Origin of the sequence: Limnospira indica PCC 8005 (genome assembly GCF_000973065.1) — a bacterium.
Lineage (GTDB): Bacteria > Cyanobacteriota > Cyanobacteriia > Cyanobacteriales > Microcoleaceae > Limnospira > Limnospira fusiformis.
On the sequence record NZ_FO818640.1, the window covers coordinates 1197766 to 1224643 of the forward strand.

A 26878-nucleotide genomic window follows, 5' to 3' on the forward strand; every position below is an offset into this window, starting at 1 on the left:
CTTAAACCCACATTCCGGAGGTTGACAAAATCCACCACCCAACTGTTGACAATGGGCAGGCTTGCAATCTTCGCCTCCCAAACCCCTAATCGTTATTGGGTTCTTCCAAGCGATGCAAGCACTCCTGAACCGATAACACAGGTACAGATGAATTTAAAAAAACTTGACTATCGCGGGTCAAGATGGCATCAAGCCCCTGAGCTACAGCACAAGCAACCTGAATGGCATCCTCGTAGTCAGCCAAACCTGAGCTAAACGCTACCTCTAAAACCTCCCGGTTCACAGGGCAGATCTCCATCACTGTCAATGTCTCTAAAACTGCTTGCCGTGCTTGTTCGATGCTGCCTGTGTGCCTTCGAGCAATGTAGAAAATATCTGTGAGCGTTGTAGCGGTGGCATACCCAACGATCTGACCAGAATCGATCGCCTGGAACATTCGTTCTGCATCGTGGAAAAATGGCTCTCTCTGCAATAGAAAATCTAGGAGAATATTGGTATCGATTAAAACTCTCACTGAAGGTAATTCTCCACCCGACGCTCTTCTAGCATCGCAGCTACTTCTTCGTCAGTGGGTGCAGGCTGGTCTGTTTTGAGTAAGCCGCGCATCCGTCGAATTGCACCAGAACGATCAGGCTTTGGACTTGGGGTATTCTGCAAGGACTCAATGATGGCACTGACCAACGCAAGTCGATCGCTCGGTGATAACTTGACCGCTTCTTCCTTGAGGTTTTGCAGTAACATAGATCGCCCTCTAGTGCAGATAGTCTAGATTATATTAAAAACGATTCTGATCGCGCCCCCGTCCCCACCTGCGATCGCCGCAACGAAGTCACCTCCTCCTGCCGCTCCTGGAGTTTAATATCGTAGAGCTTCGCCCGCAGGATCTGCATTGCCCCCTCAAGCAACTCAGTCATTGCCCCTTCACCCAGAATTTTATCCCCATTTTATCAATTATCGCGGCTCTCAGGTAGATTGAGCATAGTGCGATCGCGCTCTTGGAAAGCGGGTAGACTTCCCTGCTCCTGCCAATGTTGTTGAAAAGTAGGCATTGTCTCCAAAAACATCACATCACCACCTTGATAAGATTTAACGGTTAAGTTAGCCCTCGGCATATTCCATCGCCATTTCAGGGGACAACATCAAAAGGTTGATTTCCTGGAAGACGATAAATATAAAAATCCCTGTCAAGAGTAAAGATTTGTTTCTGATTAAGGGATTCAGCAGTAGCCACTAGAGATGCATCTGCTAGATCCATCGGGATATCCCGATACTGTTCCATCAATGCCTGCATTCGCATCTGTTCTGGCTTATCAGAGAAATGAAACACAAGGATTTGGTCAGCGATGTAGCCCCATAACTCCATCTGTGCTGGCCACTCACCATACCGACCTAATAAATACATGGCTTCGGTAAAACATGACCAAGTGGTGACTAGAGGTGCTGGAAGAGATGGCAGAACACTAACACAGCGATCATGGTTGTCATCATCCTGATTAATCAGAGCAATCAGCGCAGAAGCATCACAGAGTGTCACTGGTCTAATCTCGGTAACTTGTATTTATCCGCCAGAATGTCTGCAAAGGCTGCTTTGGTACGTGCGGATAAGCTAGATGGTTGAAACCGAATCCGTCCTACCCTCCCTCTCAAGATCTGATCTAGAGTAACTGGGTGTTGGGAGTTAGAATCGTCAGAGGATAGTACAGTCAGCTTTACCCGCCGTCCAGCCAGTTCAGGCGCGTAAAGTAGAATCTCTTCCCAGGTTCCTTCAAGAGTTCGTTGTTCCATCATCTCACCTCCAGGTGCATATCTTGCATTATGGCAGGATTGACACTGAACGGTTAACGGGTGATGGGGGGAATCAAGCTCCACTGGGTACCGGTTTCATCGTTGATCACCCCTTTAGGCAACAGTGCCGTCATCTTGCTCATCAGCAGGCAAAGTTTTCAATTAGGCGATCGCCCCCTCAAGCAACTCAGTCATTGCCCCTTCACCCAGAACTTTGTACCCATTCTATCCATTATCGCAGCTCTCAGGCAGATTGAGCATAGTGCGATCGCGCTCTTGGAAAGGGGGTATACTTCCCTGAACCTGCCAATGTTGTTGAAAGGTAGGTATTGTCTTCAAAAACAGCACATCCCCACCTTGATAGAATTTAACGGTTCTGGTCAGCGGCTGTCAATAACCTCTGCCGCAACACCAACCAACTTTGTTAGTCCGCTGCACCAGAATTGTTGTATCGCTCTACCATACTTCACTCGCTTATCAAGTGGTAACTATCCCTCTGTATAAACTTACTGTATAAACTTACTAAATCAACTCCTTGATATAAGGCAAGAGAACTATAGCGAGAAATATCTTGTCTAGTTTCTGGAAGATATAAACTTAAACCACACAACTCCTCTGAATTAGTGTTGCTATAGGGACGACTGCCATAAAGTTCTCCTCCTGTTTTGTAAGATGCAATAACTGATGAACTTAGGAACTCAGCAAACTCAGCAAACTCATTTTGCTCCTGATTACTAACCCTTGAGAGATAACCAAGTAGAACAAGCACATCACAATGTTGATCACCAAAGTAGTGATAGGTTGGGAGGTCTGATTGGCTAATTGCTAGTAAACGATTGTTAAGAATCGGCTGAAGCAATCTTGAGAGCTTCTCTGGAATGCGCTCAACCGCTTGATTGTCCACTAAAGTTAGCGTGTGAAACATATCAGCCCTTTCAGAATCCATGATAGCTATGGCTGCTTCACGCCCATCAGCCGACGATGCAAGGTGATTTAGAAAGCCTTCGTAGTAGTAATTAGGAGCACCAAGAGTAAGCTGGGAGGCAAGAGTGTACTTAGCACAATTCCTCGCTTCGTATACGACTTCTAGCGTGGCTTTATTACAGTTTTGAAAGAAGAGCAGTTCAACCCGCCCATGCACGGATTGATTGAAGGTGCTAACTGCATCTGCAAACTGGTCAACTCTCATCCATGTGCGGGTTTGACGATTTATTCCGTGATCGTCGGGACTAACTTCATTAATCTTTCCTCCGTGACCCATAACAATGACTGCCCAATGCTCTGCTTCAAAAGTCTGATTTGCCCAATCAAGATACGCTGTAAAAGCAGATGCATCGCTACTATCTTCTCCTGATACATCAACTTCAGTGATAGTGCCATTAATAAGCTGGCGACGGCGCATTTGGGGATCACCCCAATAGTCTGATTGAACAACTACGGCTATTTCAGAGTTTTGTGTACCATTGGTTAACATTTCAACGATTGGCTCGCCAAAACGTGCAAGGTCATTGTCATAAGGCATCCAGTACAAAACGACCCATTTGTGGCGTGACTTGACTTGAGAAGACGCAGAACTCATGGCAAAGGTCAAATCTCTGCCCACAATCCCAGCAAAAGACGCTGACCCCATTGCAACATATTGGCAGAAACTTCTTCGCTTCATAATGATGAGTTTGAGCTTTGTGGTTATTGGAAACTAAATTAGCATTTAGATACCAACAGGTAACGTTTCGGTACTGCCCCTACCAAGAATTGAGCGGTACAACTATATATTAGACCGCAATTGCAGGATAACTCACTTCTGGAGAGTGTTGTCAAGCATTGGCGGTCTAACTCCGATATTATGGGTGTTATCCCGCACGTGCGGGATAACACCCCTTTTCGTCGTCTTTTAGCGCAAGTCCTGTCATGGAAGTGCCTCAATCGCCTAAACTTCTTGATCGCGTGCGCCAAGCCATCCGCTTCCGGCATCTCAGTCGCAAAATCGAGAAGTCCTATCTCTATTACATCCAAGACTTCATCTTGTTTCACCAAAAACGCCACCCCAGAGAGATGGGAGTCACAGAAGTCCGCGTCTACTCCGTTGCATTGGCCAACTGCTCCAGCCGCTCCTGCTGATCCTGAGAGATACAAGCCTCCATCACCTGATCAATATCCCCATCGAGGATATTTGCCAGCGTGAAATTTTGCCCCAAACGGTGATCCGTGATCCGGTTGTCCTTGTAATTGTAGGTGCGGATCTTCTCCGATCGCGCCCCCGTCCCCACCTGCGATCGCCGCAACGAAGTCACCTTCTCCTGCCGCTCTTGGAGTTTAATATCGTAGAGCTTCGCCCGCAGGATCTGTATTGCCCGCTCAAGCAACTCAGTCATTGCTACAAAAACAGCACATCCCCACCTTGATAGAATTTAACGGTGAAGTTAGCCCGCGCCTAGCGGTTATACGGTTGCTCTATTTTTAGTCCTGGAATGACTCGATAATGCTTAGTATTGAAGGTGCAAAGGGTAAAGCCCTGACCTACAGCACAGGCAGCTATCAAAGCATCAATTAATCCCACTTTATGTGATAAATGGTAAGCCGTGAAATCTGAGAGCGCACGCGCACAGTCAATTTCAGTAGGCCAGACTACAGGTAGTGGTGCAACAAGTTGCAAGGCTTTACGAACTTGTTGCTTATTTTGTGCGTCCTGAATCAACTCCATAACAACGAAGCCAGGGATACTGGGCAGTTCTTGGAGAGAGACAAACCAACTTAAAGCAGGTGTAAAGCCTCTTTGAATGTCAATAAAAATATCGGTATCAAGTAAATACATGGAGCTACCTAGAATCACTCACGGGTTTCGGCTTCACGACGTAATCTGCGAGCATATTCTTGACTATCGGTAATATCAGGACGAGAATTGATAATTTCGCTATTTTCCCAGTAAGTAACAAGTTCTGCACCTGTTTTTGGCGGATTTTGAAGAAACGGGCGAAACGATAGGACACGCAAAATATACTCTGTGATAGGTAGCTTTAACTGGGATGCCTCAAGAGACAGTTCATCTTCTAATTCTGCTGGCAGATCTAGTGTGACAATCATTTTAATCCTCTATTTTTTAGTAAGCAAGGGGGTAAAATCAAGCTGGTTATCAGCATACTGTTCCAAAATTTCATGCACCCGTACTAAGTCCTCTGGAATGAGAGGCTCAACTTGAACCGTATTAGGTGTCATGTTGGATACAAAACGACGCATCGCTTGATGACCCAATCTTGATGCAAATCGCACGCTCCAGCAACTCAGTCATTGCCACTCTACCCAGAACTTTATCCCCATTCTATCGATGATCGCGGCTCTCAGGTAGATTGAGCATAGTGCGATCGCGCTCTTGGAAAGGGGGTAGACCTCCCTGATCCTACCAATGTTGTTAAAAAGTAGGCATTGTCTCGAAAAACATCACATCCCCACCTTAATAAGATTTAACGGTGAAGCTCAACGGCGGCAGACAACCTCAAACTTAGCACCAGCAGCTTTTGTCCGTCCGCTGCATTTGAATTGTTAGCCTGCACTGTCACGCACCGACAAGCCCTTACAACTCGTCAATCGTCACCAATCCACCCTCTATAAACTGAATCACCAACTCTTGTTCATCTAACAAAGCGGTTCCAAGCAGAGGTCGCCTTCCTGTCGCAATGACCAAAACATCCCGCTCCGTACCATCCCAAAGGACAACCGCTTCGTAAAGGGGGAGTGATACTTCGCTGTTATCTGCTAAATTTGCAAAAGTATCGTGTCTAAAGGTTAAACCCATCAGTGAAACTGCTTCTAGCGGAAGGCACAATTCTCCTGTGAATCCTGTATCGATGACAAATTCGATAGAAACAGTTGAGCCATTTGGTAATAAGAACGTTAGAGCGACCGTTGCGTGTGTATCTGTTAAAATCCCAGAAATCACTTGTAAACACGCTCCATGACACCACCAAAGGAGACGGCAACATTGTATCCAATCCGAATGCCAAAGAGTCTAGCATTTGGATGTTTCTTACTCAGATTGCGAGAGGCCTGCAAGCCAGTCTTATCGACCTCATAGTCACCTGTCTCAATGTCGATGATGACCATCTTGCCAATATTCTCGTCAATTTCGACCTTTTGACGGATTCCACCCTCGTACAGTTGCTTTGCTCGATGCCCAACCTGCTCGCGGCTTAACAGAATTGCTTGCATACACTGGCTCCTAATCGCTAGGCATCTCTTTGTTCCCCTTCATAATATCTTACAAGTGAACTACTCCGCCCATAAGGGGACGGGGCTTCCCAACTCAACGGCAGATGCCTCTACGGATGACTTACGCCCCCGATGCAGGCCTTACACTCCCTCCTTGGGCAGTATCGCTGGTTCCCAACGATGATCGCATTCTGCTCACTTTCAGGTAAGGCTTGTAACAAAGGCGATCGCACGATCCAGCAACTCAGTCATTGCCACTCTACCCAGAACTTTATCCCCATTCTATCGATGATCGCGGCTCTCAGGTAGATTGAGCATAGTGCGATCGCGCTCTTGGAAAGCGGGTATACTTCCCTGATTCTGCCAATGTTGTTAAAAAGTAGGCATTGTCTCCAAAAACATCACATTCCCAGCTTAATAAGATTTAACGGTGAAGCTCAACGGCGGCAGATAACCTTTGGGACTAAACCAGGATCTCCATTCCGTCCGTTGCAGTGCAGTGTTAGGCAGATGACAACTTCAATTATTTGCGGCTTTTCCAGTATCCAGGCTCACGACTGCAATGCATGACCGCCAAAATCAGAATGTAGTCTTGCTCAATTGTGTAGAGAATACCATAAGGAAACTTACGCGCCATACACCGCCGAACATCTTCATCAATTGCAGCATAACGGGTTGGAGACTCCCCGATCCGATAAACTGTATCCTCAATTGCGTTTATGAACGCTTGAGCCGCCTCAACTCGCTGCTCTGTGTAGTATTGAACCGCCTCAGCGTATTCATTCAGCGCTTGAGGATGAAATACATACCTCATGGCTCAATCAGCCGTCTAACTTGCGCTAAAGCATCTTCGCCTGAAATTGGTTGAACAGAGCCATCTCTTACCTCATCTCTCCGGCGCTTGGCTTCAGTTACCCAAAATGTCTGGATTGCTGAATCAGTGTCGAACTCCAAGCTTTCTACTAACTTGTCTGCCAGAAGTGCTCTTGATTCGCTAGGCAGAGACAATATTTCCTCAGTCAGTTGCTCAATTGACCGCATAATCCCAATCCCTCGTAGAAGGCTCAATCCTAAATGAATTGTATCAAACTAGGTAATCTGTCCCCAAAAACTGCTTTCGAGGGATTCATTGCCGGCTAACTATTTACTAGACCGCAATTGCAGGATAACTCGCCTCTGGAGGGTGTTGTCAAGCATTGGCGGTCTAACTCCGATATTATGGGTATTATCGCGCCGGTGCGGGATAACACCCCTTTTCGTCGCCTTTTAGCGCAAGTTTGCCATGGAAGTGTCTCAACCGTCCCAACTTCTCGATCGCCTCCGCCAAGCCATCCCGGCATCTCAGTCGCAAAACCGAGAACTCCTATCTCGATTACATCCAAGACTTCATCTTGTTTCACCAAAAACGCCACCCCAGACAGATGGGAACGCCAGAAGTCCGCGCCTCGTCCTCCCATGGCTTACCGTAGTGCGATCGCCATTTCACCCGGTGCGATCGCCCTGAAGTGTCGATCAAAGACCGCAACCAGCCAATAGCCCTCGTTGGGAAAGTTAGCGGGTTGGAGTTCTGGGTCTGGTGGTGGGGGGGTTGAGTTGATGAATCCCTGAGCACCAGAGTTCGTTGAGTGTCATATCTAGCTCCTGGGGTGCTGTATCTACTCTTTTACCTTCTGGAAACGCCAGAGGGCGATCGCCGATCATCAGGTTAAGGCTTTGAGCAAATCATCCCAGCCACTTAGACCACAGAAACTCGGTTTCTATGACAATCTTTGCATCCTCACCGAAATTCGATTAATAAACCCGGTTTCTAACCCCCATCTAGGTCTGTCGCCAATTCTCAGTTTTAAGACCCACAACGCGATTAAATTCTCGTTGGTTGGCGGTAATCATTATCAGTTGATGTTGCAGTGCAGTGGCGGCTATCAAGACATCATAAGCCCCAATTGGCTGTCTTTGAGATTTGAGTATGGCACGAATTTCAGCCGCTTTTTCAGCTTCAGCGGTTGTGAAAGGGAGAATCGTCACAGAAGACAGAAAACTGAGAATAATCGGTTTGATTTTTTCTGCCCGCTGTGGATTGAGGATTAAACCATAGTTGAGTTCCATCACTGTAATTGAGGAAACAGCAATGTTAACTGGGGCGGTTTGCTGGATTCTGCCTTGAGTACCCGGTTCGCCTTTGATGAAGTCACTGATGACACAGGTATCGAGGAGGTATTGCATCAAAATAGTTTCTCTTCGCGAGGGGGAAGCAATTCATCCCGATAGGACTCGAAAGCGGGGAAATCAGGGACTCCTTGATAAGACAAAATCGCCTCTGACCATTGAGAATTTGAAATCGGTGGCGTTTGCATTTGATGGCGTAAAACTTGCAGAATTAAAGTAGGCAGGGGAATATTAGATTGTGTGGCTTTACGAATGAGGTCTTGTTCAAGGTCGGGCGGTAGGTCTATGGTAATTTGCATCGGTGATTTTCCTCAATTTATCCCTCGAATATATTTTATCACACTCCCACACCCACCGACAACCCACCGACTATTGCAGAAAGAAATCGAGTTTCTCGGACAATCTTTGCATCCTCACCGAAATCTGATTAAGCAACCCGGTTTCTCAACCCCACCGAGGTTTATTGCAGGTCGTCCTCTGTCATCCCAGCATCTTTGAGAATACCTTTTAATGTTCCAGTCGGTAAATCTCGATCGCTATCAACTGGAATCGACAGAATAACTGCCACACCCTCTTTGGCATAAATATGATGGCTACCTGTGATTCGTTTGAGTTGCCAACCCTGTTGCTCCACAATTTTGCAGAGTGCTTTCCCCGAAATCGATTTCATAAAGACAACTCAATTAACTGTTTTTCTGGGGTGACTTCTTGTTGTTCACTGGCTACTTCTAGCCAACCCTGAACCGCATCAGCAAGCATTTCTAACAACTCTTCATAACTCGATGCCCAGGTGTGACAACCCGGAAGGGCAGGAACTGAACCGCACCAAACATCATCTTCTTGCCAAATCATTGCCTTCATTTTCATGGTTTGTCTCTAATGGCTATCTAATCAAGATTTTAGCCCATCCATTAACGTATCACCCACCGATCATCCCAGAAACCGGGTTTCTGCGACAATCTCTGCATCCTCACCCAAATCTGATTAAGAAACCCGGTTTCTTTTCTCCACTCAACTTTGAGTTATCAGAATGGTCAGGGCGCGTTCTATGGCCTCCTCTTCTGTGCTACAAATTCCCCTGGCTAGGATACGATCGCCATTTCACCCGGTGCGATCGCTCCATCTGCCGCCTCACCCCAATCGGGTTAAGCAACCCCGTTTCTCAACCCCTCAACGCTTTCCCGGTAAAGGTGGCTAATGGTTTACCTGTTGCTAAGTTCCACCACAGTTCCAGGGTCTGATCGTTAGAAGCAGTCTATAATCAATTCAATCCTAGTATTGAGCGAGATATTCTATGACGGCAAAACCGCTAGAAATCAAGGGAACTTGGGAAGAAATTATCAGTCATTCCGATGCTTTAGCTGGATGTCAGGTTCGGGTTGGGGAAGGGGCTATAATGGGCTGTGCGGTCTCTGGTGTTTTTATGAGTCAGCAACCCACCGACGACCCCCATAACCTGCATCTGCTTTCTACGCCCCGGACGGAGTGGGTGTGGGAGGAGATTGAGGGGATTGATGAGCCGAGGCGGACGAAGGTGGATCTGATTGGTATTGACCCCACCTTTGATGTGGGGGCGAATTTTTCGATGAATGTGGCGATCGCCGAATCGGTTTATGAATGATGATTCCTGATCGAATCCTGAAATCCTCTTTGAAATCGTCCCCCCTCTTGGCTTCTGTGTTCGCACAACTGCCGAGTATTGGCAGTTTATTGTCACCGTTAAGCATCCAATCATGATCAACCGCTTGACCGAGGTACAAAATACATTAAGCGACCCAGACGAAGTTCGTCTTAGTAACACTGATGCTCAGGTTTACCTATTCTACCGTAATGATGGTACAAAACGTTGGGTTTGTGCGGTGACTAGACGCTTAAATGGAGAAGGATTTTTAATTACAGCCTATCGAACCAGTGCTATTAAGGAAGGAGAGCAATTATGGCAGAAGTAAAAGTATTCTATGACCGCACCGGCAATACACTTGTTGTCTGGTTTGGTAATCCTCAAGATGAGGTGGAAGCGGAAGAAACGGGGGATGAGGTGATTTTAATGAAGGACCAACAGGGGCAAGTGATTGGGTTTGAAAAGCTCAACTTTTTACCGCATTCTGATAATCCCCTACGCATTGCCTTTGAAACAGTAGCACTCTAAGTTTGTGGTCATGGCTCGGGCTGGTATCTACTATTTTGCCTTCTGGAAACATCAGGGGACAATTTCCCAACATTAGGTTAAAGCTTTGATAAAATCGTCCCAGCAACCTAGACCCCAGAAATCCGGTGGCTGCCCTAACCTTTGCCTTCTCACCCAAACCTGATTAACAAAGCGATCGCATCTGGGGTTAGAATGGCTGCAGCTATTTTCATCCTTCCTCGCCATCAATCGCTCAACCATTCTTCTCGGTCTTGTCTGCCATGTAAAACTCGCCATATTTCGACAATTTCTCCTCTGACCGGAGCCAAAATCCTGTAGCCATCTCAAGGGAAACCCCGCCAGTCTACCCATACATAATGGTAACTTTTTCCCAGATTGGGTATCAACTGCAATCATGCCATGGCTCCAGAATGCCTGGGCTAATAGCCGCTTCCATATCCTCTCAGTTTTTGGGTGAACCGTTATACTTCCAACACCGGGCTACTTCATTTAAAGTAGTAGGAGGAAAAGGCGGTTTGGGCTGAATTAAAATTCCTTTGCCTGTATCAGTCAAGATGATTTCTGTCCCCACGTCCAATCTATAGATTTTCCGCATTTCTGGTGGAATGATAATCTGTCCTGTTTCCGAGACTTTGGCAATTTCCATGAGTGAATCAGTTGATATATTTCGGTAATTCTAACAAAATTAGATAGTCCACAGTGATATTAACCCCTCAACCCCTCCAACCGCAGCAAATACACCCGCCCCGACCCATCCCCCGCCACCACCGTCACCCCATCCGGTGCGATCGCACAGGACTTCATCGCACCACTTTCCCCGATAAAGGTGGCTAACACTTCCCCCGTCTCCAAATCCAAGAGTTTCAGGGTGTTATCCCAGGATGCCGAGACCGCTAGGAACCCGTCGGGGGCGATCGCTACTGCTTCTACCCCGTTACTATGTCCTCCCATGACTTCCCGTGGTGCGATCGCCATTTCACCCGGTGCGATCGCCCTTGATGCAGAGTTGCTAGAATTGAGTAGCTACCATCAACCATCAAATCTCTCAATTATCGCTAACCCTAATGACCTTCCAACAATTGCCAAAACAAGTCTTAGATTTACCTCCAGGCGATCGCTGGGTATTGCTCAAACTCTTGGTAGAATCTTTACAGCCAACTCCGCCGCCTTTTCCACAAGCAACACCCACAGTAGAAAGCACCTCTGGAAACGAGGATAATTCCCTGGCGCAATACTATGGCTGTATTGACGATGAAACCTTTATCCGCCATCCCCAACCCCAACAGGGCGATCGCCAACCGACCACCACAGCCCAGAACCCGGGTGGCTGGGAGTTGCCGGTTTTTCTCCAAGCTAATCGGAGAAACCCGGTTGTAGATTTTCAGATATTCAATGATTCTAGGTCTCGATAACCATTAATGATGCGAACAATATCGATACCGTCAGGTCGAGGGAAGTAAAATATGATGTGATTTTCCACAATCAAACCTCGGAGATTTGTCTTGATGTGACTGTAGTTTTTGCCCATATTGGGAAATTGAGCAAACTGACGGCATTTATCCCGGACTTTTTCAAAAAATCTAATAGCTAAGTCTGGGTTTATTTCCGATAGGGATACAGAAATGGTCTCCAAGTCAGCTAGAGCAGCATCAGAGAATGAATAAGTCCCCATTAGGAATCCTCTATCTGTTGCTGTAAACCGTTGAGCAGACGACTAAACACCAGTTCTCCATCGGTAACTTTTCCTTGTTGAATTTGGCTTGACCCGATTTCGATTTGCTGGCGGAGTTCGGCTAAATATTGTTCTCGTTTCTCTAGGAGTTCTAAGGCGGCTAATATCACTTCATCAGCGGAACGGTATTGTCCCTGATTGAGGGTATGGGCAATGCGTTGTTCAGTTTCTGGCGTAAGGGATAAACTCATGGTGGCTCACTTCAATACAGATTAATTGAGAAATCAGGTTATGGAATTGATGGGTTTGGGGGCGAAAAATTTTTCGCCCCTACTGGGTGATAATTTTTCTTGTCCTTTGTTTAAGGTGATTGGCATCCTGTTTTCCAGAGGTTTCTTTTTGCCATTATAGCGGTCGGGTTGGTGATTCGGATGCAGGGAAAGAAACCCGGTGGCTGCCCTAACCTTTGCCGCCTCACCCCAATCGGGTTAAGCAACCCCATTTCTCAACCCCTCAACCCCTCCAACCGCAGAAAATACACGCGCCCCCCTTCATCCCCCGCCACCACCGTCACCCCATCCGGTGCAATGGCGCAGGAACTCATCTCCGCTTCTCCAAGAAACATAGCTACTTCTGTACCTGTCTCTAAGTTCCATACTTTTAAAGTGTTATCCCATGAACTGGAAATAGCAAATTTACCGTCCAGGGCGATCGCTACTGCTTCTACCCCGTTATTCTGTCCTCCCATCGCTTCCCGTAGTGCGATCGCCATTTCACCCGGTGCGATCGCCCTTGATGCAGATTTGCTAGAATTGAGGAGCTACCATCAACCCTCAAATCTCTCAATTATCCCTAACCCTAATGGACTTCATAAAGACAATTCAATCAGTTTTTTTTCTGGGGTGATTTCTGGTTCTTCGCTGGCAACTTCGAGCCCACCCTGAACAGCATCTGCGAGCATAACTAACAATTCTTCCTCACTGGATGCCCAGGTGTGGCAACCGGGAAGGGCGGGGACTGAACCGCACCAAACATCTTTTTCGTGCCAAATGATTGCTTTAATTTTCATGGTTTGTCTCTAATGGCTATTTGAAACTCGCTTTCTCAACCTTCAGCGATTAAAATGCTCAGGGCGCGTTCTCTGGCTTCCTCTTCTGTACTACAAATTCCCCCGGCTAGGATGCGATGAGCGTAAATTACGGATATCGGGTCGGGATAAAATCTGATAGGCTTGGCGTTCAGCATGGCGCTGTTCTAATGCCGTTGTTAGGGTCATCACATCTTGATGAACATCATCGGCGGATAGTAACTCGGCATTGGGTTCGGGAACTTGTTTAGTCATAGTTTACCTTCCGGTTTCAGATAGGAATTATGCACGCCCTACCGTTTATAGAAACTTAGGTTTAACCTCAAATTCCATCCGGGAACGGTAAAAACACACCTCAAATTCCATAAAAAAGTTTGTTTGTCCTAAAATCAGAGATGTATCGAGGTTTTTTGTCCAAGCAAACACCAACTGAATCGGTGGAATATCGCCAATTTAAACCATTGCCAACAAAGGTATCGCGGGTTGCTTTCCTAAATTACCAGTCAGTTGAATGATTGCCTTGTTGTCTTCCCAGACAGCCCCTAATTGTTGTCCCATATCTAATTGCATAACGTTTACCGTTGCACCACTATCAACTAATCCAATGGCTTCAACCGTATGACCCTCTCGCCGAATAATCATGGGGATTTGCGGCAGGCTATCAAATTCATTTTGAGATGAATCAGTGGTAGAGTAAAAAAATCGCATTGTCATTAAGCCTCATCACTGGATTCTATGACCTGCATCAGAATCGCCCCCGCACCAAAACTATTGTAAGGAGTTGGTAAATTATAGGCTTTACCGGGTTCTAAAGGGGCAATTTTTTCTCGTGATTCCATTTCTTCAGCCAACAAACGAATCAGTTTAATTTTGTCAAGGGGTGAAAGTTGTTTAATGGCTGGGAGTAGTTCTGTAAGGGTCATCATAAATTGAAAAAGGAGTGATTTTGACAGGGGGTTAGATGGGACAGTTGTGATTTTATGGCCGGGCTGAATCAGTATCGAAGTTTACCAGAATTAGTGGATCAAGAACCCCTTAGTATTGTACAATAATGTTGTAGAAGTTATCTAGCAAAAATGATGTTAAGCAAAGAAACCACTTATTCTCAAGCGAGAATGAATTTAGCCACTATTTTGGATGAAGTGTGTGATCAGCGTCAGATTGTGGTCATTAAGCGCCCCAATGAGAAAAATGTGGCGTTAATTGCCGAAGATGAGCTAGAGAGTTTATTAGAATGTGTCTATTTACTGCGATCGCCCGAAAATGCAAAACGTTTATTTCGTGCTTTAGAATGGTCAGAAAATAGCACCGCAACTCCTCAAACGGTAGATGAATTAAAAGAGGAGTTAGGAATTGAGTCCTAAAAAGAAAAAACAAGCCAATGAAACCCCTAACGATCATATTTCAGGTTATTTTCCTGTATTTAGTCCTGATTTTAAAGCAGATTTAGCTTGGTGGTATCGCACTGAACCCAAAAAAGGAGATAAAATCCTAGATTTAGTCGCAGATATCCTTGATGGTGAACCGTTTACCGGGTTAGGAAAACCTGAACCGCTAAAATATATTGCCGCAGATACTTGGTCAAGACGCATTGATTTAGAGCATCGTTTAGTTTACAAAGTAACAGGAAATAAGGTTTATTTTTTACAAGCACGTTATCATTATCAATCAGATTAAACTGAAAATAATGGCTCTTGAGACAAAATGGGGTAAAATGTAATTGTCATTACATTAGCTAAAAATCACTCTTCGTAGGGTGGGTGCGGGTTTTTGACGAGATGTTAGAGCAAAACTAGAGCGGACGCACCCACCGCTATTGTCAAGGAAAACAGAGGGTGGTGGGTTACGGCGCGATTTGAGATTCACTGTTTTAGCTGAAAATTATCTCGCGCCTAACCCACCCTACCCAATATCTTACGGTTGAGCTAAAAATCACTCTTCGTAGGGTGGGTGCGGGTTTTTGACGAGATGTTAGAGCAAAACTAGAGCGGACGCACCCACCGCTATTTTAGGGGAAAACAGAGGGTGCCGGTGGGTTACGGCGCGATTTGAGATCACTATTTTGGCTGAAAATAGTCTCGCGCCTAACCCACCCCACCCAATATCTTACTACAATATTGGTATCAACTGCAATCATGCCATGGCTCCTGAATGCCTTGGCTAATAGCCGCTTCCATATCCTCTCAGGTTTTGGGTGAACCGTTATACTTCCAACAGCGGGCTACTTCATTTAAAGTAGTAGGAGGAAAAGGCGGTTTGGGCTGAATTAAAATCCCCTTGCCTGTATCAGTCAAGATGATTTCTGTCCCCACCTCCAAGCTAGAGATTTTCGGCATTTCTGGTGGAATGATAATCTGTCCTGTTTCGGAGACTTTGGCAATTTCCCTGAGTGAATCAGTTGAGATATTTCGGTAATTTTCACAAAATTAGAGAGTCCACAGTGATATTAACCCCTCAACCCCTCCAACCGCAGAAAATGCACCCGACCCGACTTATCCCCCGCCACCACCGTCACCCCATCCGGTGCAATGGCACAGGACTCCATCGCACCTTCCCCGGTGAAGGTGGCTAACACTTCCCCCGTCTCCAAATCCCACAGTTTCAGGGTTTTATCATCCGATGCAGAGACGGCTCGTTTCCCGTCGGGGGCGATCGCTACTGCATTTACCGACCAACTATGCCCTCTGAGGGTGGCCAGTTCCGTCGCCCTCTCCAAATCCCACAGTTTCAGGGTTTTATCCATGGATGCCGAGACCGCTCGTTTCCCGTCGGGGGCGATCGCTACTGCATTTACCCCGCGACTATGCCCGGTGAGGGTAGCCAGTTCCGTCCCCGTCGCCAAATACCATAGTTTCAGGGTTTTATCCATGGATGCCGAGACCGCTCGGAACCCGTCGGGGGCGATCGCTACTGCATTTACCGACCAACTATGCCCAGTAAGGGTGGCCAGTTCCGTCCCGGTCTCCAAATCCCACAGTTTCAGGGTTTTATCCGACGATGCCGAGACCGCTCGTTTCCCGTCGGGGGCGATCGCTACTGCTTCTACCCGGTTACTATGTCCTCCCATGGCTTCCCGTGGTGCGATCGCCATTTCACCCGGTGCGATCGCCGTTGATGCAGATTGGCTAGAATTGAGGAGCTACCATCAACCCTCAAATCTCTCAATTATCCCTAACCCTAATGGACTTCATAAAGACAATTCAATCAGTTTTTTCTGGGGTGATTTCTGGTTCTTTGCTGGCAACTTCGAGCCAACCCTGAACAGCATCTGCGAGCATAACTAACAATTCTTCCTCACTGGATGCCCAGGTGTGGCAACCGGGAAGGGCGGGGACTGAACCGCACCAAACATCTTTTTCGTGCCAAATGATTGCTTTAATTTTAATGGTTTGTCTCTAATGGCTATTTGAAACTCGCTTTCTCAACCTTCAGCGATTAAAATGCTCAGGGCGCGTTCTCTGGCTTCCTCTTCTGTACTACAAATTCCCTTGGATAGGATGCGATGAGCGTAAATTACGGATATCGGGTCGGGATAAAATCTGATAGGCTTGGCGTTCAGCATGGCGCTGTTCTAATGCCGTTGTTAGGGTCATCACATCTTGATGAACATCATCGGCGGATAGTAACTCGGCATTGGGTTCGGGAACTTGTTGAGTCATAGTTTACCTTCCGTAAGTTTCTGCAAGGGTCTCAATTAATTGATTGCTGTAACAGGTACTTTGTTGCTGGCATATTTTGAGTTTTTGCCTATCAAGCAATCTATTTTGCCACAAATTTTGCTTGTTGTTTTTCGGAATAGGTTAAGTCGGCAACTACCACAAATCCCTCACGAATAAGTTGATTGATTTCATCTATCCTTCGGGCAAACTTCAAAAGCCGACTCGTGTCGATAAAAACATACGTTGAACTCGGCAAAGAAGTTCATTTGTCCAAGAATAACGGGTATATCTCTCGATTCAGTCCAAGCAAATGCAAGTAGCACGGGAGGAAACTGAGCGATCGCACCAGATACAACCAAACCTCGTGAATCGCTCCGACCCAAATTACCGCTTAAGGGGATTGAAACCGTCTGATTTTCCCAGATTGCTCCTAGTTGTAAACCGATTTCGTAGGGCAAAACATTGACACTTGCGCCTGTATCTAGCAACGCAGTCACGTCCACAGAGCGATCGCCTAACGTGAGCGTCAAGGGTAAATAGGGCATGATGGCAGATCGCCCAAAACTATCAATGCGTTCAGTGAATGAATATCGTTGTCCATCAAGCATTAGATGCTACCTTCCTTTGCAGCCACCAGAAGATCCGACAAAGCCTGAACAGATGCGCTATCTGTTTGCGGCGACCATACCACTGCCTCAGTCGATGCAAGCTGCTGGAGCAACTCATTCGCTGAGTCAACTTCTCCGGTTAGTTCTAGGCTACACCCTTCCTCCTTAGCGACTGCCAAGAGGAGAAAGTGGATCAGTCGAAGTTTATCTTGATGAGATAACTGATTAACGGTAGGTAACAGTTCGCTGAGTAACATAGAGTGGGCTCCGGGAAATGTGCTTCTCCATTATAGGGTTGACTCTCTTTCCCTGAAATGACTTTAAATCGGCTGTTGTCGAGGGAACGCAAAAATTGAACTACGGTAGGAATTCCCGCATCTCGCCCCAATAAATAAGCAATTTCGGTTAGTGCAGGTTGGGGAAGGGCAATGGTTGGGTGCTGTTGATAAATTGTGGCAACAGCAACGTGCTGGCGATCTTTGCGATTGAGCAAGGCAACTACAAATCCAGTATCAGCGATCGCCCCTATTTTTTCCATGATAAACCCGAAGCGGATTGAATTTCTGCGGTGAGGATGGCTTCTGCTTCGGTAGAAAGTTCGGCACTACCGTCATAGAGACCTGTGAGAAAGGGGTCGGGGGGAGTGGGGGATGGGGAAAGGGGGTTAGGGGTTAAATTTGCTTGTAGATACTGAGCGATCGCCTCATCGAGGAGAGTTTCTAAACTTTTCTGTTCTTGGATGGCGACCTGTACCAGTTGGGTCAAGGTTTGGGGGTCTGGTTTCCAGTTTAGGGTTATGTCTAGCATAGTTTGATGTTTTGAATAGCATTTTACAAGGCTAGAAGCCGAACTACAATATTGGTATCAACTGCAATCATGCCATTGCTCCTGAATGCCTTGGCTAATAGCAGATTCCATATCCTCTAAGGTTTTGGGTGAACCTTGATACTTCAAACATCCCGCTACTTCATTTAAAGTAGTAGGAGAAAAAGGCGGTTTGGGCTGAATTAAAATCCCTTTGCCTGTATCCGTCAAGATGATTTCTGTCCCCACGTCCAAGCTATAGATTTTCCGCATTTCTGGTGGAATGATAATCTGTCCGGTTTCGGAGACTTTGGCAATTTCCATGAGTGAATCAGTTGATATATTTCGGTAATTCTAACAAAATTAGAGAGTCCACAGTGATATTAACCCCTCAACCCCTCCAACCGCAGAAAATGCACCCGACCCGACTTATCCCCCGCCACCACCGTCACCCCATCCGGTGCAACGGCACAGGACTCCATCGCACCTTCCCCGGTGAAGGTGGCTAACACTTCCCCCGTCTCCAAATCCCACAGTTTCAGGGTTTTATCATCCGATGCAGAGACGGCTCGTTTCCCGTCGGGGGCGATCGCTACTGCATTTACCGACCAACTATGCCCTCTGAGGGTGGCCAGTTCCGTCGCCCTCTCCAAATCCCACAGTTTCAGGGTTTTATCCATGGATGCCGAGACCGCTCGGAACCCGTCGGGGGCGATCGCTACTGCATTTACCACGCTACTATGCCCTCTGAGGGTAGCCAGTTCCCTCCCCCTCTCCAAATCCCACAGTTTCAGGGTGTTATCCGACGATGCCGAGACCGCTCGGAACCCGTCGGGGGCGATCGCTACTGCATTTACCCCGCGACTATGCCCGGTGAGGGTAGCCAGTTCCGTCCCCGTCGCCAAATACCATAGTTTCAGGGTGGTATTCTTGGATAACGAAAAAACCGAACAATTCAATATATTTTCATGTGCTTTATTATTCTAAATCCAATATGGGTAATCTGGGCTGCGCTTCAATTTTTTGAATCCGTTTTCTTGCCAATTCACAATATTCATGACTAATTTCAATCCCGATATATTGCCTTCCAAGTTGAAATGCAGATCTACAAGTAGTCCCGCTTCCACACATTGGATCAAGCACTATTTCTCCTGGATTTGTCCAGGATTTAATATGGTCACAAGCCAGGGCACAAGGGAAGGGAGCCGGATGATCTTTTGCTTCTTGATCTTCTGATTTTTTGCCAACAACATATTCCCAAATATTACCTTTTATCTTTTGATTTTTGACCGGGTGGGCCATTTTCCCCCGCTTTTGCTTGCCTCTAGAATAATTTTTATAAGTAGTTCCATGGAGTTCAAGTCCTGCGTGTAAGCAATCAATTTTTATGGGATTATGGGTTTTGACATTTCCCTTGCTGAAAACAAACATATACTCAAAAATGTTATTATATCTTTTCCTATAAATCTGTGGTATGGGATTAGATTTTTGAAAAATCATTGTGTCATGAAGATTAAAGCCAATTTCTTCTTTAAAATAAAGAGCTTGCTTAAAACTTGTACCAGTTTCACTTCCTTTGATAGTGGCATCGCCAACTATCCAAACAACAATACCACCTGGCTTGGTCACACGATACAATTGCCGTGCTATTTCTTCAAAAGGAAAAGTATATCCTTTGTATTTTCTTAAATTATCGTAAGGAGGGGAGGTGATAGTTAAGTCAATTGAATTTTCATCAAAGGACTTCATCACTTCGATACAATTTCCTTTAATAATCTGATTAACATCAACCATGATTAATTCACCTTATTTGATTGCAAATAAATTACTATCACTAATAGACTGAATTTTGTTAATTTTACTATCTATTTTGCTAACTTTAATCAGTTCCATCACAGCTTCTTCACGGTTCATTCTCATGATTTTTTCCCGCTCAGAAGCCAAAAATCTGATTCCTTCATTTTTGGCAATCCTTGTCGATTCAGTAGCTGCTTCTTTCTCCAATTTCCAAAGCTCATCAATGATACTTGAAAAACTCAAAATTGTCTTGTTTACAGCCAACCAATAATCAACCGCACTTGTAGAAGGATTTAATGCAGGAATTGTAGTAAAAATTTGGTTGAGTAACTCCTCTGCTTTAGATTTACCTTCTCTTCTTGCATAGTTAACAAATAGGGACAAATGTGAATAAGTTACAATACAAACATTTCTACTTGATGCTTGCTCATAAATTTGACTTTTTCGAGTTGGCAATTGATAAATTGGGGCAACTACCATTGCATAGGGTTTACCTCTTTTCCAATTATCCAGTGCTTGAATTTTGAAGTCCTTTTGATTTTTAGCTGTTCTACTGAGTCTAAAGACTTTAGCGTCCGCAACGAAGCTATAGTTTTTCGCAACTGCTTCAACGTCTGCTGAATTGGACTTTTCCGTTAAAACAATACTGGTCAGCCCCATTTCGTTATATGTAAAAGATAAAAGGCTGTCCGTGTACTTTGAGTATAATTTCTCTTCACTGGAGTCATGCTTATATTCTTCGGGAATATTGCCACAAAGTCGCAAATGATCAATCAATACATCTGAGCCAAATTGTTTTATTTCTCTTTTCAATTCGTTTTCTACGCTTTCCACATTGACCCCAAATCTTCCGCTCAGATTTTTGATTTTTTGAATCCACTGTTCTCGCCTTTTTATAGCATCTTCTGAAATTACTTGAGTCATTTAAAATCACCTTAATTCTGTTGTTTGCATGATTATCTTAACATCAGTGAGAAAATCACAACAACCGCCCCAATAACTGCCCCGCCAACTGACTGCTATCCTTCTCCAACACATGAGCCGATAACCGCAACGCCCCTTCCAGCCGCTTCAGCCCACTGTCCCGACTCTCCCCAACCGTCACCGCCTCAAAATCTGCCAACAACGCCCGACTATCCGTTGCCTCTAACTTCCCTTGTAACCAATCAAAATCCCATAACAACCGCCGAAACGCTGCTATTTCCCCCGCTTCTCGGAAATGATAAAGCCCCTGCCGATACAGATAAACCTCTGCCGCCACCTCCGCCCCCGTCCAGGGAAACTGGCCGCCGCCATAACTCCGCAACCAGTCTCGATGCAACGTCGCCGGATTCTGCACCTGTTCCCGTAAATACTTCTGCGGCACGTCATGCAACGACATCCACCGCGAGGGCGACTCCCCCGACACAATCACTAAGGCCCGTTGCGCCAACTCCGTCAACCACTGCCGCAACCGATAGTCCGGCATATCCCCCCGCCGTCCCCACAACTTGACTAACGCCGCCTCCGACACTTGCACATCCGCTGCCACAATCCCTAAGTCTAAATACGCCTGTCGCAAGGGTGCGGCTAACTGCTCCACACTGGTTTTGAGGACTTTATAAATACTGCCCTCGGAAGGGTCGAGATAGTGCAAATCCGCCGCATCCAACGCCGTCAGCAAATCCGCCCAATTGTTGCCCATGCCAATTTGCGCCCCAGCCAAGGTCAAGGCTAAGGGCAAATTTCCGCAATGTTTCCGCACCGCCTCCGCTTCTGGGGGTAACATTTCGACAGGGACTCTCGCCCAATTGGCTAATAATTGTCGCGATTGGGTCTCATCCAGCATCCCCAACTCATAGCCATTCGCCCCCAACCCGGCAATTAACCGGGCATCCCGCGTCGTCAGCAACAGGCGACAGTCACGCCCCAACACCTCCACAAATCGCTCGGCTTCCCGTTGTGACCACACATCATCGAGAACCAATAAACAGCGTTTCTCCCGCAACAGATTGGAGAGATAGGCATTCCACTGGGGTTCTCCTTCCTGATAGGCACTGGTTTCCCCCAAGGCTTCGGCAATGCGTTGATATAAGGCGATACAGTCCGGGTTAATCCCCACCGTCAGCCAGATAATCCCATCGGGAAACTGTCGCCGCACCTCGTTATCCCGGGCTAAGGCTGCCGCTAACACCGTTTTCCCTAGTCCTCCCATCCCCTGCACCCCCACTTTCTGCGCCTGTCCGGTCATCACTAGGGTTTGATGGTTGGGGGTCAAAAGTCGTTCTTTTAAAGCGGCAATATCTTCTGGACGGGGGAGAAAATGAGGGGGAGGTTGGGGAACCGTATCCACAGCCCCTAAACCGTGCCAAGGGGTCGCGGGTGCGGGTTGGCTGGGGCGTTGTAATTGGGCAATGGCAGCCAATACCCGGCGCATATCCTCACAGGTCGCCAGTTGCGGTAAATAGTCCCGAATCTCCTCAACTTTCGCCAAAGTCGCCCCATGCAGGTCAAATAACATCCCCACAAAGGCTTTCCCGCCGTTGTTGGCATCGTCTTTCAGGACTTGGCGCAAGTGTTTATTGAAGTTAGTGGCTAATTCCGCCGCCAAGTCGGTGATGACATCTTGATAACTCTCCGGGGTATCCCCCAAAACCCCCTTCTCGCATCCCTGTTGGAATAACCAGGTGACGACCTCCCGCCATTCCGGTTCCGGTAGAACCTGATACTCGGTAAACTGCTCCGGTGGTTGGCAGAAAATCTGATATAATTGCTGTTCTTGGAGGGTTTCAAACAGGTTCAGGGTTTGGGCTTGTTCGGCCCATTCCACCCAATAACCCTCGATATTGTCGCCCAATTTATCTAAGGACTTCCGAATATCGGGATACTTGGGGCTGATTTTTTCCGTCAAGGCTTTGGCTACGGTGCGTCCGGCGGCTTTGGCGATATCTTCATTCCGCAGCACATCGCTACTCTGGCTGCGTAATCGGTCTATTAATGTGCCTAGGTTGTTAGCAATTAAGCCATAGGTAACATTAGTCCCCAGGGCTAAAACAGGTCCGCTTAATGCTCCGGTGACAATAGCACCCAACCCCAACAAAGCGGTTCCCCCCAATAGCGGACTATTCAAAAGAATCAACCTATTTAAATCCATGGTTATCCTGCCACGAATGCACTGACTACAACTGCCTTGATTGTCTACTTAAACCTGGGGGGTGGGCGGGGATTTTTCCGGTCTTGGTAACTGGGAATATCACCCCATTAAAATGACTGTATCAATGACATGAATCACGCCATTGTCTGCTTCAATATCCGGGTTGATAACTGTGGCATTTTTCACCTCAAATCCCTCGGTAAAATTCAGAGAAATAGGCGCACCTTCCACCGAAGTTAAATAATCCAGTTTTTCTAGGTCTGCCTTCAGGAACTTGCCAGCAGCGACATGATATGTTAAAATCCGCGCTAACTGGGGTGGGTTCTGCACTAAGGTCTGAACAGTTCCGGGGGGGAGTTTCGCAAAAGCATCATCATGGGGCGCAAAAACGGTAAAAGGACCGGGAGTTTTCAGGGTTTCCACTAATCCCGCTGCCTGTACGGCTGCCACCAAGGTGGTGAAACACCCGGCACTCACTGCTATATCTACAATATCCGCCATTTATCCTAATTTCCCCAACTCGAAAATAACAATTTCCACTTAATCCTAGACTAAATTGGAGCTAAAATTCAGCTTGGCAACCACCAACGGGGGACGGGCGGATGCGGAAATGATAGGAAGTTTGATATAATGATATCATCGGACTACGGCTACTAGCCACCAGGTATACAATTTGCTACTGCAACCATAGTCAGTTCCTTGAATCCTACTAAAACCCGTTCTAGCCTTGGTATTTGGACTCAACGCTTTATCGCCTCGCTGTTTTTGGGGGGACAGGTTCTGCTGCACATCCTACAGGGGAAAATTCACCGCCGCAATACCCTAGAACAAATGGCGATCGTTGGTCCAGAATCGTTATTTATCGCCCTGCTGACGGCTAGTTTCGTGGGTATGGTGTTCACTATTCAAGTGGCACAGGAATTTATTACCCTGGGCGCAGGTCACTTGGTGGGAGGAATTCTGGCTTTGTCTCTCAGCCGTGAACTTACCCCGGTTCTCACTTCTGTGATTATTGCGGGAAGGGTCTGTTCGGCTTTTGCTGCTGAATTGGGAACTATGCGAGTTACAGAACAAATTGATGCGCTTTATATGATGAAAACTGACCCGGTGGACTATCTGGTGATTCCCCGTGTCCTGGCTTGTTCTCTCATGCTTCCCCTACTGACCATCATTTGTCTGATTACGGGGTTAGCAGGTGGGTTACTCATAGCTACCAGTTTTTACAATATACCATCGGTGCTGTTCCTCGATTCGATTCGAGATTTAATGGGATTGTGGGATTTGATTAGCGCGGAAATTAAGTCGGTGGTCTTTGGGTGGGCGATCGCTGTGATTGGAACCAGTTGGGGTCTGACCACGACGGGAGGCGCTAAAGGAGTCGGACAATCAACTACAACTGCTGTAGTCACGTCCCTGCTGGCTATCTTTATTCTGGATTTCTTTTTGTCCTGGTTACTATTCAAAGTCGCATTTTCCCCGGTCTGAATATCGATCGCTTTAGCCAGACTCCATCAACTAGATCAGAAACTTATGGAAAATGTCGGGGAGAATGCGTTATGGTTACGAGAATTAATGCCAGACCAATATATTAACGTCAGTTCGGACGACAAAACTTAACTTAACTTTTTGAATCCAAATAGATAGGCTATGCTATGATGGGTTGGAGGAGGTACAGGTATCAGACATGGGTAATAAGGCATACCGTTTTCGGCTCTATCCGAATCCACCACAAAAAGCATTTTTCGCCCAATGTTTTGGTGATTCTCGGTTGGTCTATAACCATGTTTTGCGCTTAACTACCGATGTCAAAACCAAGGAGGCAATATGAATGGTTCCCAGAAGTTAATTTCCCACCGTTCGCGCCAACTTTAAAAGATGTATAAACGGCTGAGGTTAGATGTTTGGAAAGTATGAGTAAATTTCCCCCATTAAGGCTGACATCAACAGTCTTTTAGGGTTCCTCAAGATTTCTCAATCACTGAAAACGGCGAGCTGAATTGCGGAAAATGACCCGGATTCAAATGGTCACTCATGGAGAAATTGAAGGGTAAATCCAAAGCGTTACAGTCACTCAAACACCATCGGGTCAATAGGCGGTATGGTTACGGAATTATAAATCCCATTACAGCTTGTTCACCAGTCGCTTAATACATTACCCTCACCCTAAATCTGGCTCCCAGAGAGGAAGAGGGACTTTGACAGGTGATCAGATGATTTCTGAACAGGCTGTAGCTCCTTTAAATGGGGGGAAAATCGGCGCGGACTTTGGGTGAAAAATTTTTGCCATTACCTCCAAGCCGGAAACAGTTGATTAAGACGCTTGAGAATTAGACAAAGGAGGCTAAGTCGAAAATTCCCAGGCTGTAATAATCGCCGAAAAGGCAGGATTATGGTAGCTAAAATCAAGGAAAAAGTCGCGAATAAACGATGAGATTCCCAGCCTAAAATTAGTCGATAACTAAGGTGCAAAAACCAAGCTATTAGTGGCGAATACTTGCCAATCAAATTCCTGGTAAACAATCGCCAATTTGCCCAACAGATTAGGGTAGATGGGAACTGTTAACGCTACTGCTGTTAATTGGCTGGAGGGGTGGATGATTTCCGAATTATAAAATATGTTATAATTGTGGATATATCAAAGATGATTTAACTGCCTGAAAGAGAGAATGGACTTTTCCTGAATGCGAGACATTCCATGACGGCACTGTTAATGCTTGTCTAAACCTTTTGCCGTCGGCGGAGTTTCAAATAGGGCGGGAAGTGTCGGAATTTACGCCTAACCAGACAGTTGAAACACGCTGGTATCAAAAGCGTTAGTTCTTGGGGGTTGTTACCCCACGCTACTAGGTTGAGGGTGGGGTACTTGGCAGCCATCATCAGGCGCGTTCAGTTAAATTAGTAAAAAGGGTGTATATACTATCTATTCTGGGTGGGGTTTAGCCTAAAAACTGCCGGGCAGGAATTTCAACCCCTTGGTTGGATACAGCTTGTTCACCAGTCGCTTAATACATTGCCCTCACCCTAAATCCCTCTCCCAGAAAGGGAGAGGGACTTTGAGAGGTGATCAGATGATTTCTGAACAGGCTGTAACAGGATTCCTTCTAAATCTGGCTCCCAGAAAGGGAGAGGGACTTTGAGAGGTGATCAGATGATTTCTGAACAGGCTGTAACAGGATTCCTTCTAAATCTGGCTCCCAGAAAGGGAGAGGGACTTTGAGAGGTGATCAGATGATTTCTGAACAGGCTGTAACAGGATTCCTTCTAAATCTGGCTCCCAGAAAGGGAGAGGGACTTTGAGAGGTGATCAGATGATTTCTGAACAGGCTGTAACAGGATTCCTTCTAAATCTGGTTCCCAGAAAGGGAGAGGGACTTTGAGAGGTGATCAGATGATTTCTGAACAGGCTGTAACAGGATTCCTTCTAAATCTGGCTCCCAGAAAGGGAGAGGGACTTTGAGAGGTGATCAGATGATTTCTGAACAGGCTGTAACAGGATTCCTTCTAAATCTGGCTCCCAGAAAGGGAGAGGGACTTTGAGAGGTGATCAGATGATTTCTGAACAGGCTGTAACAGGATTCCTTCTAAATCTGGCTACCACAGAGGGAGAGGGACTTTGAGAGGTGATCAGATGATTTCTGAACAGGCTGTAACAGGATTCCTTCTAAATCTGGCTACCACAGAGGGAGAGGGACTTTGAGAGGTGATCAGATGATTTCTGAACAGGCTGTAACAGGATTCCTTCTAAATCTGGTTCCTAGAGAGGGAGAGGGACTTTGAGAGGTGATCAAATGATTTCTGAACAGGCTGTAACAGGA

At 46.4% G+C, this 26878-nt stretch carries 50 protein-coding genes and 2 pseudogenes; 12 read left to right on the forward strand and 40 right to left on the reverse strand.

All coding sequences use genetic code 11. The features are described from left to right. Positions 1 to 85: 85 nt before the first annotated feature. The 7 genes from XZ46_RS05195 to XZ46_RS05215 form a co-directional block, all read right to left on the reverse strand. Complete coding sequence (locus tag XZ46_RS05195; RefSeq protein WP_006669836.1) at positions 86 to 514, reverse strand: type II toxin-antitoxin system VapC family toxin; 429 nt, start codon at positions 512 to 514, stop codon at positions 86 to 88. After that, complete coding sequence (locus XZ46_RS05200; RefSeq protein ID WP_006621186.1) at positions 511 to 741, reverse strand: hypothetical protein; 231 nt, start codon at positions 739 to 741, stop codon at positions 511 to 513. The genes XZ46_RS05195 and XZ46_RS05200 overlap by 4 nt, the downstream gene beginning before the upstream one ends. 29 nt (positions 742 to 770) lie before the next feature. Continuing rightward, entirely contained in the window at positions 771 to 914 is a 144-nt protein-coding gene (locus XZ46_RS35225; RefSeq protein ID WP_006621185.1) for a hypothetical protein, read from the reverse strand. A gap of 33 nt (positions 915 to 947) precedes the next feature. After that, positions 948 to 1112, reverse strand: coding sequence for a hypothetical protein (locus XZ46_RS35230; protein ID WP_006621184.1), 165 nt, complete (start codon positions 1110 to 1112; stop codon positions 948 to 950). Between the two features lie 14 nt (positions 1113 to 1126). Continuing rightward, a complete protein-coding gene (locus tag XZ46_RS05205) occupies positions 1127 to 1534 on the reverse strand; it encodes a type II toxin-antitoxin system VapC family toxin (RefSeq protein ID WP_006621183.1) in 408 nt (135 codons plus the stop codon). After that, positions 1531 to 1788, reverse strand: coding sequence for a hypothetical protein (locus XZ46_RS05210; protein ID WP_008057534.1), 258 nt, complete (start codon positions 1786 to 1788; stop codon positions 1531 to 1533). The genes XZ46_RS05205 and XZ46_RS05210 overlap by 4 nt, the downstream gene beginning before the upstream one ends. 463 nt (positions 1789 to 2251) lie before the next feature. Next, positions 2252 to 3448 carry a clostripain-related cysteine peptidase gene (locus XZ46_RS05215; RefSeq protein WP_008057529.1) on the reverse strand — a complete coding sequence of 399 codons (1197 nt, stop codon included), beginning with the start codon at positions 3446 to 3448 and terminating at the stop codon, positions 2252 to 2254. Between the two features lie 245 nt (positions 3449 to 3693). Between XZ46_RS05215 and XZ46_RS28280 the strand changes: the two genes are divergently transcribed. Next, entirely contained in the window at positions 3694 to 3903 is a 210-nt protein-coding gene (locus XZ46_RS28280) for a phage integrase N-terminal SAM-like domain-containing protein (RefSeq protein WP_071829307.1), read from the forward strand. On the opposite strand, the pseudogene XZ46_RS05220 reads toward XZ46_RS28280, so the two are convergent. The 7 genes and pseudogenes from XZ46_RS05220 to XZ46_RS05250 all read right to left on the reverse strand — a co-directional run. Then, a pseudogene (locus tag XZ46_RS05220) lies at positions 3861 to 4142 on the reverse strand (peptide chain release factor-like protein); the annotation flags it as partial. The gene XZ46_RS28280 and the pseudogene XZ46_RS05220 sit on opposite strands and share 43 nt — an antisense overlap. Positions 4143 to 4216: 74 nt before the next feature. Then, positions 4217 to 4597, reverse strand: coding sequence for a PIN domain-containing protein (locus XZ46_RS05225; protein ID WP_006669832.1), 381 nt, complete (start codon positions 4595 to 4597; stop codon positions 4217 to 4219). Between the two features lie 14 nt (positions 4598 to 4611). Then, positions 4612 to 4866: a hypothetical protein gene (locus XZ46_RS05230; protein WP_008052670.1), complete on the reverse strand. Its 255-nt coding sequence runs from the start codon at positions 4864 to 4866 to the stop codon at positions 4612 to 4614. Positions 4867 to 5353: 487 nt separating this feature from the next. Further along, positions 5354 to 5719 (reverse strand): clan AA aspartic protease, encoded by a 366-nt coding sequence (locus XZ46_RS05235; RefSeq protein WP_008048963.1) that lies wholly within the window; start codon positions 5717 to 5719, stop codon positions 5354 to 5356. Further along, positions 5716 to 5988, reverse strand: coding sequence for a hypothetical protein (locus tag XZ46_RS05240; RefSeq protein WP_006669830.1), 273 nt, complete (start codon positions 5986 to 5988; stop codon positions 5716 to 5718). Before XZ46_RS05240 ends, XZ46_RS05235 begins: the two co-directional genes overlap by 4 nt. A gap of 523 nt (positions 5989 to 6511) precedes the next feature. Next, positions 6512 to 6802: a type II toxin-antitoxin system RelE/ParE family toxin gene (locus XZ46_RS05245; protein WP_006621174.1), complete on the reverse strand. Its 291-nt coding sequence runs from the start codon at positions 6800 to 6802 to the stop codon at positions 6512 to 6514. Further along, positions 6799 to 7029, reverse strand: a complete 231-nt coding sequence (locus XZ46_RS05250; RefSeq protein ID WP_006621173.1) for an addiction module protein — start codon at positions 7027 to 7029, stop codon at positions 6799 to 6801. The genes XZ46_RS05245 and XZ46_RS05250 overlap by 4 nt, the downstream gene beginning before the upstream one ends. 236 nt (positions 7030 to 7265) lie before the next feature. On the opposite strand from XZ46_RS05250, the gene XZ46_RS28285 reads away from it, so the two are divergent. Beyond that, complete coding sequence (locus tag XZ46_RS28285; protein ID WP_071533523.1) at positions 7266 to 7457, forward strand: phage integrase N-terminal SAM-like domain-containing protein; 192 nt, start codon at positions 7266 to 7268, stop codon at positions 7455 to 7457. A 349-nt stretch (positions 7458 to 7806) separates the two neighbouring features. Here the strand turns inward: XZ46_RS28285 and XZ46_RS05260 are convergent, their stop codons facing one another. From XZ46_RS05260 to XZ46_RS05275, 4 genes are all read right to left on the reverse strand, one after another. Beyond that, positions 7807 to 8211 (reverse strand): type II toxin-antitoxin system VapC family toxin, encoded by a 405-nt coding sequence (locus XZ46_RS05260; RefSeq protein WP_006621170.1) that lies wholly within the window; start codon positions 8209 to 8211, stop codon positions 7807 to 7809. Then, on the reverse strand, positions 8211 to 8453 hold the full coding sequence (locus XZ46_RS05265; protein WP_006669829.1) for a hypothetical protein: 243 nt from the start codon (positions 8451 to 8453) through the stop codon (positions 8211 to 8213). Before XZ46_RS05265 ends, XZ46_RS05260 begins: the two co-directional genes overlap by 1 nt. A gap of 161 nt (positions 8454 to 8614) precedes the next feature. Beyond that, positions 8615 to 8824: a type II toxin-antitoxin system HicA family toxin gene (locus tag XZ46_RS05270; protein WP_006621167.1), complete on the reverse strand. Its 210-nt coding sequence runs from the start codon at positions 8822 to 8824 to the stop codon at positions 8615 to 8617. Next, positions 8821 to 9021 (reverse strand): type II toxin-antitoxin system HicB family antitoxin, encoded by a 201-nt coding sequence (locus XZ46_RS05275; RefSeq protein ID WP_006669828.1) that lies wholly within the window; start codon positions 9019 to 9021, stop codon positions 8821 to 8823. The genes XZ46_RS05270 and XZ46_RS05275 overlap by 4 nt, the downstream gene beginning before the upstream one ends. Positions 9022 to 9184: 163 nt before the next feature. On the opposite strand from XZ46_RS05275, the gene XZ46_RS33875 reads away from it, so the two are divergent. The 5 genes from XZ46_RS33875 (at position 9185) to XZ46_RS37480 (ending at position 10621) form a co-directional block, all read left to right on the forward strand. Then, positions 9185 to 9352 (forward strand): hypothetical protein, encoded by a 168-nt coding sequence (locus XZ46_RS33875; RefSeq protein WP_157883424.1) that lies wholly within the window; start codon positions 9185 to 9187, stop codon positions 9350 to 9352. Between the two features lie 96 nt (positions 9353 to 9448). Then, positions 9449 to 9775 (forward strand): hypothetical protein, encoded by a 327-nt coding sequence (locus tag XZ46_RS05280; RefSeq protein ID WP_006621164.1) that lies wholly within the window; start codon positions 9449 to 9451, stop codon positions 9773 to 9775. A gap of 112 nt (positions 9776 to 9887) precedes the next feature. Continuing rightward, on the forward strand, positions 9888 to 10103 hold the full coding sequence (locus tag XZ46_RS05285) for a hypothetical protein (RefSeq protein ID WP_006621163.1): 216 nt from the start codon (positions 9888 to 9890) through the stop codon (positions 10101 to 10103). Next, positions 10091 to 10303 (forward strand): DUF2283 domain-containing protein, encoded by a 213-nt coding sequence (locus tag XZ46_RS05290; RefSeq protein WP_006621162.1) that lies wholly within the window; start codon positions 10091 to 10093, stop codon positions 10301 to 10303. Before XZ46_RS05285 ends, XZ46_RS05290 begins: the two co-directional genes overlap by 13 nt. Positions 10304 to 10495: 192 nt before the next feature. Further along, positions 10496 to 10621 carry a hypothetical protein gene (locus tag XZ46_RS37480; protein WP_257720189.1) on the forward strand — a complete coding sequence of 42 codons (126 nt, stop codon included), beginning with the start codon at positions 10496 to 10498 and terminating at the stop codon, positions 10619 to 10621. Positions 10622 to 10745: 124 nt separating this feature from the next. Here XZ46_RS37480 and XZ46_RS05295 read toward each other — a convergent pair whose 3' ends face one another. Together XZ46_RS05295 and XZ46_RS05300 are read right to left on the reverse strand one after the other, a co-directional pair. Then, positions 10746 to 10949, reverse strand: a complete 204-nt coding sequence (locus XZ46_RS05295) for an AbrB/MazE/SpoVT family DNA-binding domain-containing protein (RefSeq protein WP_008048960.1) — start codon at positions 10947 to 10949, stop codon at positions 10746 to 10748. 59 nt (positions 10950 to 11008) lie between these two features. Beyond that, the gene (locus XZ46_RS05300; protein ID WP_006621159.1) at positions 11009 to 11278 is read right to left on the reverse strand and encodes a WD40 repeat domain-containing protein; all 270 of its coding nucleotides are present in this window, start codon (positions 11276 to 11278) and stop codon (positions 11009 to 11011) included. A gap of 89 nt (positions 11279 to 11367) precedes the next feature. Between XZ46_RS05300 and XZ46_RS05305 the strand changes: the two genes are divergently transcribed. Continuing rightward, positions 11368 to 11715, forward strand: coding sequence for a hypothetical protein (locus XZ46_RS05305; protein WP_006621157.1), 348 nt, complete (start codon positions 11368 to 11370; stop codon positions 11713 to 11715). On the opposite strand, the gene XZ46_RS05310 is transcribed toward XZ46_RS05305, so the two are convergent. From XZ46_RS05310 to XZ46_RS05340, 7 genes are all read right to left on the reverse strand, one after another. Then, entirely contained in the window at positions 11685 to 11975 is a 291-nt protein-coding gene (locus XZ46_RS05310; RefSeq protein ID WP_006621156.1) for a type II toxin-antitoxin system RelE/ParE family toxin, read from the reverse strand. The genes XZ46_RS05305 and XZ46_RS05310 overlap by 31 nt on opposite strands. Further along, a complete protein-coding gene (locus XZ46_RS05315) occupies positions 11975 to 12226 on the reverse strand; it encodes a ribbon-helix-helix domain-containing protein (RefSeq protein WP_006621155.1) in 252 nt (83 codons plus the stop codon). The genes XZ46_RS05310 and XZ46_RS05315 overlap by 1 nt, the downstream gene beginning before the upstream one ends. Positions 12227 to 12480: 254 nt before the next feature. Further along, the gene (locus XZ46_RS05320; protein ID WP_006621153.1) at positions 12481 to 12747 is read right to left on the reverse strand and encodes a WD40 repeat domain-containing protein; all 267 of its coding nucleotides are present in this window, start codon (positions 12745 to 12747) and stop codon (positions 12481 to 12483) included. 96 nt (positions 12748 to 12843) lie between these two features. Then, entirely contained in the window at positions 12844 to 13044 is a 201-nt protein-coding gene (locus tag XZ46_RS05325) for a type II toxin-antitoxin system HicB family antitoxin (protein WP_006621152.1), read from the reverse strand. Positions 13045 to 13134: 90 nt separating this feature from the next. Further along, a complete protein-coding gene (locus tag XZ46_RS05330) occupies positions 13135 to 13317 on the reverse strand; it encodes a hypothetical protein (protein WP_006621151.1) in 183 nt (60 codons plus the stop codon). 198 nt (positions 13318 to 13515) lie between these two features. Next, complete coding sequence (locus tag XZ46_RS05335) at positions 13516 to 13770, reverse strand: pepsin/retropepsin-like aspartic protease family protein (RefSeq protein WP_006621149.1); 255 nt, start codon at positions 13768 to 13770, stop codon at positions 13516 to 13518. Between the two features lie 5 nt (positions 13771 to 13775). Continuing rightward, positions 13776 to 13988: a hypothetical protein gene (locus XZ46_RS05340; RefSeq protein ID WP_006621148.1), complete on the reverse strand. Its 213-nt coding sequence runs from the start codon at positions 13986 to 13988 to the stop codon at positions 13776 to 13778. 150 nt (positions 13989 to 14138) lie between these two features. Between XZ46_RS05340 and XZ46_RS05345 the strand changes: the two genes are divergently transcribed. Continuing rightward, positions 14139 to 14426 (forward strand): type II toxin-antitoxin system Phd/YefM family antitoxin, encoded by a 288-nt coding sequence (locus tag XZ46_RS05345; RefSeq protein WP_006621147.1) that lies wholly within the window; start codon positions 14139 to 14141, stop codon positions 14424 to 14426. After that, positions 14416 to 14739, forward strand: a complete 324-nt coding sequence (locus tag XZ46_RS05350; RefSeq protein WP_006621146.1) for a Txe/YoeB family addiction module toxin — start codon at positions 14416 to 14418, stop codon at positions 14737 to 14739. Before XZ46_RS05345 ends, XZ46_RS05350 begins: the two co-directional genes overlap by 11 nt. A gap of 506 nt (positions 14740 to 15245) precedes the next feature. Here the strand turns inward: XZ46_RS05350 and XZ46_RS31705 are convergent. From XZ46_RS31705 to XZ46_RS05415, 13 genes and pseudogenes are all read right to left on the reverse strand, one after another. Next, positions 15246 to 15467: an AbrB/MazE/SpoVT family DNA-binding domain-containing protein gene (locus tag XZ46_RS31705; protein WP_338085925.1), complete on the reverse strand. Its 222-nt coding sequence runs from the start codon at positions 15465 to 15467 to the stop codon at positions 15246 to 15248. A gap of 41 nt (positions 15468 to 15508) precedes the next feature. Further along, positions 15509 to 16153: a WD40 repeat domain-containing protein gene (locus tag XZ46_RS05355; RefSeq protein WP_008048950.1), complete on the reverse strand. Its 645-nt coding sequence runs from the start codon at positions 16151 to 16153 to the stop codon at positions 15509 to 15511. A gap of 96 nt (positions 16154 to 16249) precedes the next feature. Then, positions 16250 to 16448 (reverse strand): annotated as a pseudogene (locus XZ46_RS05360) (type II toxin-antitoxin system HicB family antitoxin). Positions 16449 to 16538: 90 nt separating this feature from the next. Continuing rightward, positions 16539 to 16721: a hypothetical protein gene (locus XZ46_RS05365; protein ID WP_006621141.1), complete on the reverse strand. Its 183-nt coding sequence runs from the start codon at positions 16719 to 16721 to the stop codon at positions 16539 to 16541. A 188-nt stretch (positions 16722 to 16909) separates the two neighbouring features. Next, complete coding sequence (locus XZ46_RS05370; protein WP_006621139.1) at positions 16910 to 17329, reverse strand: pepsin/retropepsin-like aspartic protease family protein; 420 nt, start codon at positions 17327 to 17329, stop codon at positions 16910 to 16912. A 193-nt stretch (positions 17330 to 17522) separates the two neighbouring features. Next, positions 17523 to 17867, reverse strand: coding sequence for a PIN domain-containing protein (locus XZ46_RS05380; protein WP_006621137.1), 345 nt, complete (start codon positions 17865 to 17867; stop codon positions 17523 to 17525). Next, the gene (locus XZ46_RS05385) at positions 17855 to 18136 is read right to left on the reverse strand and encodes a hypothetical protein (protein ID WP_006621136.1); all 282 of its coding nucleotides are present in this window, start codon (positions 18134 to 18136) and stop codon (positions 17855 to 17857) included. Before XZ46_RS05385 ends, XZ46_RS05380 begins: the two co-directional genes overlap by 13 nt. Before the next feature lie 57 nt (positions 18137 to 18193). Next, positions 18194 to 18457, reverse strand: a complete 264-nt coding sequence (locus XZ46_RS05390; protein WP_006621135.1) for an AbrB/MazE/SpoVT family DNA-binding domain-containing protein — start codon at positions 18455 to 18457, stop codon at positions 18194 to 18196. Between the two features lie 59 nt (positions 18458 to 18516). Beyond that, on the reverse strand, positions 18517 to 19092 hold the full coding sequence (locus tag XZ46_RS05395; protein ID WP_008048943.1) for a WD40 repeat domain-containing protein: 576 nt from the start codon (positions 19090 to 19092) through the stop codon (positions 18517 to 18519). 19 nt (positions 19093 to 19111) lie between these two features. After that, positions 19112 to 19927, reverse strand: coding sequence for a DNA-methyltransferase (locus XZ46_RS05400; RefSeq protein ID WP_006621133.1), 816 nt, complete (start codon positions 19925 to 19927; stop codon positions 19112 to 19114). A 12-nt stretch (positions 19928 to 19939) separates the two neighbouring features. Continuing rightward, the gene (locus XZ46_RS05405) at positions 19940 to 20854 is read right to left on the reverse strand and encodes a HindIII family type II restriction endonuclease (protein ID WP_006621132.1); all 915 of its coding nucleotides are present in this window, start codon (positions 20852 to 20854) and stop codon (positions 19940 to 19942) included. Positions 20855 to 20909: 55 nt separating this feature from the next. Further along, complete coding sequence (locus XZ46_RS05410) at positions 20910 to 23063, reverse strand: NB-ARC domain-containing protein (protein WP_008048940.1); 2154 nt, start codon at positions 23061 to 23063, stop codon at positions 20910 to 20912. Positions 23064 to 23162: 99 nt separating this feature from the next. After that, positions 23163 to 23564: a fasciclin domain-containing protein gene (locus tag XZ46_RS05415; RefSeq protein ID WP_006621124.1), complete on the reverse strand. Its 402-nt coding sequence runs from the start codon at positions 23562 to 23564 to the stop codon at positions 23163 to 23165. A gap of 198 nt (positions 23565 to 23762) precedes the next feature. On the opposite strand from XZ46_RS05415, the gene XZ46_RS05420 reads away from it, so the two are divergent. Both XZ46_RS05420 and XZ46_RS37945 read left to right on the forward strand, forming a co-directional pair. Then, the gene (locus XZ46_RS05420) at positions 23763 to 24548 is read left to right on the forward strand and encodes an MlaE family lipid ABC transporter permease subunit (RefSeq protein ID WP_008048931.1); all 786 of its coding nucleotides are present in this window, start codon (positions 23763 to 23765) and stop codon (positions 24546 to 24548) included. 199 nt (positions 24549 to 24747) lie between these two features. Next, positions 24748 to 24891 (forward strand): helix-turn-helix domain-containing protein, encoded by a 144-nt coding sequence (locus tag XZ46_RS37945; RefSeq protein ID WP_081587645.1) that lies wholly within the window; start codon positions 24748 to 24750, stop codon positions 24889 to 24891. Positions 24892 to 26878 lie beyond the last annotated feature (1987 nt).